10 protein-coding genes are annotated in these 8510 nt (G+C 67.8%); 4 read left to right on the forward strand and 6 right to left on the reverse strand.

Translation table 11 applies throughout. The features are described 5' to 3' along the window. The first annotated feature begins 64 nt into the window (after positions 1-64). Positions 65-916 carry an ATP phosphoribosyltransferase gene (gene hisG / locus ACWELQ_RS29565; RefSeq protein WP_452400313.1) on the forward strand — a complete coding sequence of 284 codons (852 nt, stop codon included), beginning with the start codon at positions 65-67 and terminating at the stop codon, positions 914-916. Here the strand turns inward: hisG and ACWELQ_RS29570 are convergent, their stop codons facing one another. Beyond that, a complete protein-coding gene (locus ACWELQ_RS29570) occupies positions 917-1789 on the reverse strand; it encodes a RecB family exonuclease (RefSeq protein ID WP_452400314.1) in 873 nt (290 codons plus the stop codon). It lies immediately after the preceding gene. 65 nt (positions 1790-1854) lie between these two features. Here ACWELQ_RS29570 and ACWELQ_RS29575 point away from each other — a divergent pair, with 65 nt between their 5' ends. Further along, complete coding sequence (locus ACWELQ_RS29575; protein ID WP_452400315.1) at positions 1855-2688, forward strand: tRNA (adenine-N1)-methyltransferase; 834 nt, start codon at positions 1855-1857, stop codon at positions 2686-2688. Positions 2689-2804: 116 nt separating this feature from the next. On the opposite strand, the gene ACWELQ_RS29580 is transcribed toward ACWELQ_RS29575, so the two are convergent. Further along, a complete protein-coding gene (locus ACWELQ_RS29580) occupies positions 2805-3230 on the reverse strand; it encodes a hypothetical protein (RefSeq protein WP_452400316.1) in 426 nt (141 codons plus the stop codon). 34 nt (positions 3231-3264) lie between these two features. Next, positions 3265-3711, reverse strand: coding sequence for a hypothetical protein (locus ACWELQ_RS29585; RefSeq protein ID WP_452400317.1), 447 nt, complete (start codon positions 3709-3711; stop codon positions 3265-3267). 263 nt (positions 3712-3974) lie between these two features. Between ACWELQ_RS29585 and arc the strand changes: the two genes are divergently transcribed. Continuing rightward, positions 3975-5735: a proteasome ATPase gene (arc, locus tag ACWELQ_RS29590; protein ID WP_452400318.1), complete on the forward strand. Its 1761-nt coding sequence runs from the start codon at positions 3975-3977 to the stop codon at positions 5733-5735. A gap of 73 nt (positions 5736-5808) precedes the next feature. Here arc and ACWELQ_RS29595 read toward each other — a convergent pair whose 3' ends face one another. Continuing rightward, the gene (locus ACWELQ_RS29595; protein WP_452400319.1) at positions 5809-6216 is read right to left on the reverse strand and encodes a hypothetical protein; all 408 of its coding nucleotides are present in this window, start codon (positions 6214-6216) and stop codon (positions 5809-5811) included. A gap of 120 nt (positions 6217-6336) precedes the next feature. Continuing rightward, a complete protein-coding gene (locus ACWELQ_RS29600) occupies positions 6337-6780 on the reverse strand; it encodes a nuclear transport factor 2 family protein (RefSeq protein ID WP_452400320.1) in 444 nt (147 codons plus the stop codon). A 163-nt stretch (positions 6781-6943) separates the two neighbouring features. On the opposite strand from ACWELQ_RS29600, the gene ACWELQ_RS29605 reads away from it, so the two are divergent. Further along, positions 6944-7681 (forward strand): LppP/LprE family lipoprotein, encoded by a 738-nt coding sequence (locus ACWELQ_RS29605; RefSeq protein WP_452400321.1) that lies wholly within the window; start codon positions 6944-6946, stop codon positions 7679-7681. Positions 7682-7686: 5 nt separating this feature from the next. On the opposite strand, the gene ACWELQ_RS29610 is transcribed toward ACWELQ_RS29605, so the two are convergent. Continuing rightward, on the reverse strand, positions 7687-8510 hold an 824-nt coding region (locus ACWELQ_RS29610), incomplete at its 5' end, for an aminotransferase class I/II-fold pyridoxal phosphate-dependent enzyme (RefSeq protein WP_452400322.1).

Consider the following 8510-nt stretch of genomic DNA (forward strand, 5'->3'; position numbering starts at 1 on the left):
GGCGGCCTGTCGTTCGTCCCGCCGTCGTCACGCCACCTCATCCCCGTTCCGAAAGGACCACCCCATGCTTCGCGTCGCCGTCCCCAACAAGGGCGCACTGTCCGAATCCGCCGTCGCCATCCTGTCCGAGGCGGGCTACCGCAAGCGCGGCGATTCCCGCGATCTGAGCGTCATCGACCCGATCAACCAGGTCGAGTTCTACTTCCTGCGCCCCAAGGACATCGCCATCTACGTCGGCTCCGGAGAGCTGGATCTCGGCATCACCGGCCGCGACCTCGCCCTGGATTCCGGTGCGCGCGTACAGGAACGACTCGCGCTCGGCTTCGGCCGCTCCACCTTCCGCTATGCCGCCCCGGCCGGGCCCGACTGGAAGGTCGAGGACCTCTACGACAAGCGCATCGCCACCTCCTACCCGAACCTGGTGCTGAAGGACCTGGCCGCGCGCGGCATTCAGGCCGAGGTGATCCGCCTCGACGGCGCGGTCGAGATCTCCATCCAGCTCGGTGTCGCCGACGCCATCGCCGATGTGGTCGGCTCCGGCCGCACCCTGCGCCAGCACAACCTGGTCGCCTTCGGCGAGACGCTGTGCGACTCCGAGGGTGTGCTGATCGAGGCCGAGGGCGCCGACCAGCACGACAAGGCCCGCAACCAGCTCGTCGCGCGCATCCAGGGTGTGGTGTTCGCCCAGCAGTACCTGATGCTCGACTACGACTGCCCCAAGTCGCTGCTCGAGGAGGCCGTCAAGATCACCCCCGGCCTGGAGTCGCCGACCATCGCCCCGCTCACCGACCCGGAATGGGTCGCGGTGCGCGCGCTGGTGCCGCGCAAGAACGGCAACGAGCTGATGGATCAGCTGGCCGATCTCGGCGCCAAGGCGATCCTGGCCACCGATATCCGCTCCTGCCGCGCGTTCTGATCAGTCCCCGTCGGATCTTTCCCCGTCCGGTCCGGTCTCGATCGGGCCGGAGGGGAAAGGCGGTGGGGTGCCGCCGAATTCGGGGCATAGCCGCTTGAAATCGCAGTACTGGCACATCCAGCCCGGACTCGGCGGGAACTCCCCGGTTTCGGCGGCGGTCACGATGGCCGCCCACAGGGCCGAGAGGATCCGCTCGAAACGCAGCAGCTCCTCCGGGTCCGGCGCGTAGGTGAGGGTGATGCCGTCGGCCAGGTACATGAGCTTCAGCTCGGCCGGGGCCCGGCCCTGGGTGCGCAGCAGGACCAGAGCGTAGAACTTCAGCTGGAACAGGGCCCGGGTCTCGTACGCGATACCGGGTGCGCGGCCGGTCTTGTAGTCGATGACATGCACGTCACCGGCGGGGGAGCGGTCGATGCGGTCCACGATCCCGCGCAGCGGGGTGCCGTCGGGCAGCTCGGTCTCGATGAAGGTCTCGCAGGCCTCCGGCTCGAACCCGGTCGGGTCCTCGAGCCGGAAGTAGACGCCCACCAGCTTGCGGACCTCCGCGAGGAAGGCGTCGAGGTCCTCGTCCGGGATCAGCTCCTCGATCCCGGACCGGGAACCGCGTACCTCGGCCCAGGCGGGTTCGATGAGCGCGGTCGCGCCCTCGATGTCCCGCGCCGCGGCCGGGAGCCCGAACAGGGCCTCCAGCACGGCGTGCACCACGGTGCCGCGCACCGCCGCCCGCGAGGGCGGCTCGGGTATCTGATCGATGACCCGCAACCGGTATTTCAGCGGGCACTGTTTGAAATCGATTGCGCGCGAAGGGGACAAGGCGGGACCACGCGGACCGAACCGCTCCGTCTCCGGGGTACTGATCACGTCAACCGACATACCTGGCAGGCTAAACGCTGGCACCGACAAGGTGCGCGCGAAAACAACACGCAGAACGGAGATTCATGACGGCCAGACGGACCGGCCCTTTCGAGATCGGTGACCGGGTACAGCTGACCGACGCCAAGGGACGCAAGTTCACGGTGATCCTCGACGCGGGCAAGGAATTCCACACCCACGCCGGTCACATCAAGCACGACGACCTCATCGGCGCCGACGAGGGCAGCGTGGTGAACTCCGCCAAGGGCACCCCCTACCTGGCGTTGCGGCCGCTGCTCACCGACTACGTGCTGTCCATGCCGCGCGGCGCGGCGGTCATCTACCCCAAGGACGCCGCCCAGATCGTGCACGAGGGCGACATGTTCCCCGGCGCGCGGGTGCTGGAAGCCGGCGCCGGTTCGGGCGCGCTGACCTGCTCGCTGCTGCGCGCGGTCGGCCCCGAGGGCAAGGTCATCTCCTGGGAGATCCGCGAGGACCACGCCGAGCACGCCGTCAAGAATGTCGAGCGCTTCTTCGGCGAGCGCCCCGCCAACTGGGAACTCACCCTCGGCGATGTCGCCGAATACGCCGGTGACCAGGTCGACCGCGTCATCCTCGACATGCTCAAGCCGTGGGACACCCTCGAGACGGTCGCCAAGGTGCTCATTCCCGGCGGCGTCTTCCTCGCCTACGTGGCCACCACCACCCAGCTGTCGGAAGTGGTGGAAGCGCTGCGCCGCCAAGGCTGCTGGACCGAGCCCACCGCCTGGGAGTCCATGGTCCGCCCGTGGCACGTGGTCGGTCTCGCGGTGCGCCCCGAGCACCGCATGCAGGGCCACACCGCCTTCCTGGTGAAGGCCCGCCGCCTCGCCGACGGCGTCACCGCCCCGAAGCCGCAGCGCCGCCCCTCGAAGGGCTAGCCCGCTCCGGAAAGATATATCTCACGGCCGATTTCGGCCGCGACGCACGCGCCCCCGCCGATGACCGGCGGGGGCGCGTTGTCGAATTCAGGCTGTCGCGAAGCGGTTTCGCGGACTCAGCATGGCGCCTTGCCCATCGCCAGGATGGTGCAGGCGGTGTTCTCCGAGAGCTGCCAGCCCGCGTCGGTGTGCTGCCAGCTCATCGGGACGCCGGGCATGGTGCCGTGCGGGGAGGAGATGGCGACGCTGGCATCGGCGTTGTCGCCGTTGGCCTGCACGCCCGACACGGTCCAGCCGATGGTGCCGTAGTTGGCCAGGCCCTGGTTCATCTTGTCGATGTTCGCGCTGCGCGCGCCGCCGTTGACCATCAGCTGTGTCTTGTCCGCGGCCGGGATCGACGGGTCGGTGAAGCGCACCAGCACCGACTGCAGGTCGTCGGCGGTCGGGGCGGCCGTGTCGGCGGCGGCGAGACCCGCGCCCGAGGTGAGCGCGGCGGTGGCCGCGGCGACGGCAAAGGTGAGGCGAACGGTGCGAGCGAGCATGAACGAACGGGCCTTTCGGGTTATCGGGTGGGGATTACTGGCAGGCGGCGCGGGCCATGCCGAGGATGGTGCAGGCTCCGGCGTCGGAGAGTTTCCACGCGCCGTCGCTGTACTGGAAGGTCATCGGGACGTCGGGCATGGTGCCGTGTGGCGAGGTCACCGACACTTTCGCGTCGGCCTTGTTCCCGTCCTGCTTGATCTCGCCGACGGTGAACCCGACCTGGTAATGCGCCAGACCCTGATTCATGGTGTCGATGTTTCCGAGACGCTTATCGCCTTCGACGACTAACTTGGCCTTGTCGGCGGCCGGTTTCGCCGGGTCGGCGAAGGCCGTGAGGATGCCCTGGAGTGTCTGCGCGGTCGGCGCGGGCGCGGCGGCGGCGGTCGCGGACGTCGTGGTCGAGGACGAAGATCCCTTGTCGTCCGAGCCGCAGGCGGTCAGAGTGGCCGTAACGGCGGCGAGCGCCGCGACGGTAGCCACGGAAACACGGAGAGTTCTCGAGGAAACACGGAGCGTCCGCGTGACGTTGCGCATACCAGGAGTACGACTGGTGGGAAGGAGCATCAACGGCACCTTTCGGCTCGGCAGGTGATCAACTCACCACAAACAGGTTAGGGCAGGCTAACATGCTCGTCCGGCCCGCTGGCCGCAGCCTAGATGTGATCACGACGAAACCATGTCGGAAAGCGAGAACGGTTAGAGCCCGGTAGCGTTGATAGACCGGGACTGGGAGGAGCAGCATCATGAGCCCCATCGAACATTCGGACTCGGCGGCCTGGAGGGAACTCGAGGCAGTACGCGCCGAGGCCGCTGCACTCCGGAGGCAACTCGCCGACACGCCGGATCGCACACGGGAATTGGAAGCGCGCGTCGATTCGCTCACGATTCGCAATACCAAACTGATGGACACCCTGAAGGAAGCGCGCCAGCAACTGGTCGCGCTGCGCGAGGAAGTGGATCGCCTCGGCCAGCCACCCTCGGGCTACGGTGTTCTCATCGGCGTGTACGACGATCAGACGGTCGACGTGTTCACTTCCGGACGCAAGATGCGGCTGACGTGTTCGCCGAATATCGACACCACCACCCTCACCTACGGCCAGACCGTGCGTCTCAACGAAGCGCTCACGGTGGTCGAGGCCGGAAACTTCGACGCGATCGGCGAGATCGGCACCCTGCGTGAGATTCTCGACGACGGCCGGCGTGCGCTGGTCGTCGGGCATGCCGACGAGGAGCGGGTGGTCTGGTTGTCCGGACCGCTGTCGGCGCTGGTCGACGTGGACGACCTCGAGGATCCGGATCGCCCCATTCGCAAACTGCGCCCGGGTGATTCGCTGCTGGTCGACACCAAGGCCGGGTTCGCCTTCGAGCGGATCCCCAAGGCCGAGGTCGAGGATCTGGTGCTCGAAGAGGTGCCGGACGTCGATTACCACGACATCGGCGGGCTTTCGCGTCAGATCGAGCAGATCCGCGACGCGGTGGAACTGCCCTTCCTACACAAGGATCTGTTCCGCGAGTACGCGCTGCGCCCGCCCAAGGGTGTGCTGCTCTACGGTCCGCCCGGTTGCGGTAAGACGTTGATCGCCAAGGCCGTCGCCAATTCGCTCGCCAAGAAGATCGCCGAGGCGCGCGGTGAGGACGCCAAGGAAGCCAAGTCGTTCTTCCTCAACATCAAGGGTCCCGAGCTGCTCAACAAGTTCGTCGGTGAGACCGAGCGCCACATTCGGATCATCTTCCAGCGGGCTCGCGAGAAGGCGTCCGAGGGCACCCCGGTGATCGTGTTCTTCGACGAGATGGACTCGATCTTCCGCACCCGCGGTTCGGGTGTCTCCTCCGATGTGGAGACCACCGTTGTGCCGCAGCTGCTCTCGGAGATCGACGGCGTCGAGGGCCTGGAGAACGTGATCGTGATCGGCGCCTCCAACCGCGAGGACATGATCGACCCCGCGATCCTGCGGCCCGGCCGCCTGGACGTGAAGATCAAGATCGAGCGTCCGGACGCCGAAGCGGCCATGGACATCTTCTCCAAGTACCTGACCGACACGCTGCCGTTGCGCGCCGACGATCTCGAGGAGTTCGACGGCGATCGCAGCAAGTGCGTGCAGGCCACCATCGAACGCGTGGTGGACCGCATGTACGCCGAGAGCGAGGACAACCGCTTCCTGGAGGTCACCTACGCCAACGGTGACAAGGAAGTCCTGTACTTCAAGGACTTCAACTCCGGCGCCATGATCCAGAACATCGTGGACCGGGCCAAGAAGTACGCCATCAAGTCCGTCCTCGAGACCGGCAACCCCGGCCTCAGCGTCCAGCACCTCTACGACTCGATCGTGGACGAGTTCGCCGAGAACGAGGACCTGCCCAACACCACGAACCCGGATGACTGGGCTCGTATCTCGGGCAAGAAGGGCGAGCGCATCGTCTACATCCGCACCTTGGTGACGGGTAAGAACGCGAGCGCGAGCCGCGCCATCGACACCGAGTCGAACACCGGCCAGTACCTGTAAGCCGGAAAGCCGAAGGGCCCGCCTCCATTTCGGAGGCGGGCCCTTTCGCTTGCTCGAATCCGGCTGTCGCCGATCAGCTTCCGGGGACGAAGCCCGGGTAGACCCAGTGCTTCACGCCGCCGCCGGGGGCGAGGTAGCCGGTGACGTTCGGGAAGTTCATCGGCAGGGCTTTGAGCTGGTGCGGGTTGCCGTCGGCGTCGGCCTGGAAGCAGCTGGTGGTGACGCCGTGGAAGCCGGTGCAGACGATGCGGGTGCTGTTGCCGTACGGGGAGGTCAGCCGCGCCTTGTCCACGAAGGGGTTCCAGTAGTCGAGATCCGACGGGGTGAGGAAGCCGGTGGCGTCGAAGACGTAGATCGGGCTGTTGGGTTGCTGGACGGGCCAGTCGTCGGCGCTGGCGGTGCCGGTGGTGACGGCCAGGGCGGCGGTGGCGATCGCGGCGGCTACGGCCGTGCGGGTGACGCTTCGGGTGATGGTGCGCATGTACCTCTCCTTGGAACGTCTCTTGATGTCGATCATCTCTGAGTGCATCGGTACGAGTCCGGCGACTGTAACCGACTGGTCGGATATGAGTGACATCGATCACAGTGGGGGAGTGGGTGATCAGTCGGCGTTCGGGGCGAGGAGCGGGCGATCCTCGGTCCAGTCGACCACCAGATGTCGCTGCTCGAACAGCCACTGCCCGCCGGCGCGCGTGAAGGTGTCCGCGTAGCGGATCTGCATGATGAACACCCGTGGGCCCGCGGGGGTGTCGTAGACATGGGAAGCGGTGCAATAGGTTTCACCGCGCACGGCGACTCCGGAGAAGTCGAGCAGCTGGTTGGCGATCACATGCTGGGTGACCCGGTAGCGGTCGAGCGGTTTCATCGCCGCCTCGATCGCGGCCCGGCCCCGCACCGTCGTGGTCGGCCGGTCGCCCCATTCGATCACCAATGCGCCGTCCTCGGTGAAGAGTTCGGCGATCGCGGCGTCGCGGCGGCGGTCGGCGTGCGCGGCGTAGCGCTCGGTGAGTTCGCGCAGGGCGAGGCGGGTCTCCAGGTGGTCCATGCGGGCTCCTCATCCGATGTCCGGCCGAAATGTGTTCGTGCCCCTGAAGTTTGGGGCTCACGCTCGCAAACGTTCGGGTAACGCTCGATTATTTGTACCCGATGACCAGTTTGTCCTTCCGTTCGGACGGAAGTCGGGGCTGGGTATCGATGCGAGGAGAAAAATGAAGGCCAGATCTGTGCTGTTCGGAGTGTTGGCCGGTGTCCTCGTGGTGGGGGCGAGCGGATGCTCGGGCAGTTCGTCGACGCAGGCGGGGACCGCGAGCACGACCGTCGCCGCGACCTCGGCGACGGCGGTGCCGACGCAGGGCAACCAGTCGGCACCGGCGCCCACCCAGGCCCCGGGCGCCCAGGGCGGTGATCCGGGGACCCAGGGCGACAATCCGGGTGCGGGGGACGGGGATTCGCCGCAGCCCGGGAACCCCACCGGCGCCGCGACCGATACGCCGCAGCCCACGACCGTGCCGGTGACCACCAAGCCCGGACCCAACGGCAGCGGCCACGGCCTGTGCTTCGACCTCAACTCGCGGCTCGCCGACCAGGCGATCAAGAGTCTCGCGCCGACCGGGAACGGCGGCTGGAAGAATCCGTTCGCGAGCAATGACCCGATCTCGGCGGGATGCGACGGCGTGCTGTCGTGGATGACCGTGGAATCGGGCAACATTCACCCGTACGTCCACGTCCTGTTCTTCACCGGCGGCGATTACCTCGGCACCGCCACCTCCAGCCCCTACGGCTACACCGAGGTCACCGGCAAGACCGCGAATACCGTGACGGTGCAATACAAGTGGGCCAAACCCAATGACGCCCTCTGCTGCCCGACCGGCGGCCCCAGCCTCGTCACCTTCACCCTCACCGGCGGCAAGGTGGTCGCGAAGGGCCAGTTCCCGCCGAGCAACTGAGTCGGTTACGCCCGGCGGATGCGGCGGTAGGTGGGCGCCGCCGTCGCCGCGTTCGCGAGATGGCGTGCCACATCCGGGATTTCGGTGTCGGGCAGCGCGGCGACGGTGAGGCGCAGATAGTCGGTGGCGGGGTGGTCGGTGACCACGAAGGGGCCGCCGGGGGCGGCCTTGATGCCCGCGGCGGCGAGGGAGATGAGGGCGGCGTTCTCGTCGGCGACCGGGAACCAGAGATTGATGCCGTCGCCGCGGGGCAGGTGGATGCCGTGGCGGGACAGGGACTTCCGCAGGGCGTCGGCGCGGGCACGGTAGACACCGCGGGCGTCGGTGACGGTGGCGCGGGCGGTGTCGTCGGTGAGCATGTGCAACAGGACGCGCTGCAGCAGGCGCGAGGACCAGCCGGGGCCCAGCATGCGGCGCTCGATGAGCGGGTCGAGGTGGACGGCGGGCCCGGCGACCGCGGCCAGGCGCAGGTCCGCGCCGTGGGATTTGGAGTACGAGCGGATGTGGACGGTGCGGGCCGGTAGGCGCGTGGTGAGGGAACGCAAGGGGGAGTGGGTGATTCCGGCGCTGTGGTCGTCCTCGATGATCAGCGGGGCGGCCCCGGCGACCACGGCCGCGTCGGCGAGCACGTCGGCGAGTTCGCGGACGCGCTGCGCGGTCAGGGAGGCTCCGGTGGGGTTCTGGGCGCGCGGTTGCAGCAGCACGGCGACCGGGGTGTGGGCGGCGAGGGCGGCGGCCAGGCGATCGGGTCGCATGCCGGAGCGGTCCACCTCCACGGGCACCGCGCGCCCGGCCAGCCGGGCGAGCATGTCCAGGAACGGAGGGAAGC

This window comes from Nocardia sp. NPDC004722 (assembly GCF_053601505.1).

Bases quoted from the DNA above. Each gene is read 5' to 3' on its own strand.
- hisG (WP_452400313.1), top strand. From the start codon at position 65: ATGCTTCGCGTCGCCGTCCCCAACAAGGGCGCACTGTCCGAATCCGCC.
- ACWELQ_RS29570 (WP_452400314.1), bottom strand. From the start codon at position 1,789: ATGTCGGTTGACGTGATCAGTACCCCGGAGACGGAGCGGTTCGGTCCG.
- ACWELQ_RS29575 (WP_452400315.1), top strand. From the start codon at position 1,855: ATGACGGCCAGACGGACCGGCCCTTTCGAGATCGGTGACCGGGTACAG.
- ACWELQ_RS29580 (WP_452400316.1), bottom strand. From the start codon at position 3,230: ATGCTCGCTCGCACCGTTCGCCTCACCTTTGCCGTCGCCGCGGCCACC.
- arc (WP_452400318.1), top strand. From the start codon at position 3,975: ATGAGCCCCATCGAACATTCGGACTCGGCGGCCTGGAGGGAACTCGAG.
- ACWELQ_RS29595 (WP_452400319.1), bottom strand. From the start codon at position 6,216: ATGCGCACCATCACCCGAAGCGTCACCCGCACGGCCGTAGCCGCCGCG.
- ACWELQ_RS29600 (WP_452400320.1), bottom strand. From the start codon at position 6,780: ATGGACCACCTGGAGACCCGCCTCGCCCTGCGCGAACTCACCGAGCGC.
- ACWELQ_RS29605 (WP_452400321.1), top strand. From the start codon at position 6,944: ATGAAGGCCAGATCTGTGCTGTTCGGAGTGTTGGCCGGTGTCCTCGTG.